Origin of the sequence: Pauljensenia sp. UMB3104 (assembly GCF_030217285.1) — a bacterium.
In the GTDB taxonomy this organism is placed as follows: Bacteria; Actinomycetota; Actinomycetes; order Actinomycetales; family Actinomycetaceae; genus Pauljensenia.
On sequence record NZ_JASONN010000275.1, the window covers coordinates 1 to 278 of the forward strand.

Sequence of the window (278 nt, forward strand, 5' to 3'; positions counted from 1 at the left end):
GGGGCGAGCTGCTCGGCATCCTTGGCGAGCTTCGTCAGCTCGGTGCGGATTTCTGCGGCGCGCGGGTTGTCCTTCGTGTTGCCGTCCTCGTCGGTCAGGGGCGCGAGGGAGGCAAGTTCGGTCTCGAGAGCCTCGATCTGCTCGTTGATGCCGGCGGCCATCTCGTCGGCGCGCTGCTCCACGAGAGCGGTGCGCTCGGTCAGGTAGGCGTTGGCAATCGCGTCGGCGGCGTCAACGGCCTGCTGGCGCGTGGGAGCCACGTACTCGATCTTGACGAT

General features: G+C 67.6%; 1 pseudogene. It reads right to left on the reverse strand.

Going from position 1 to position 278, the window contains the following annotated elements:
- Positions 1–260 (reverse strand): annotated as a pseudogene (locus tag QP415_RS11685) (hypothetical protein); the annotation flags it as partial.
- Between the last annotated feature and the right edge of the window lie 18 nt (positions 261–278).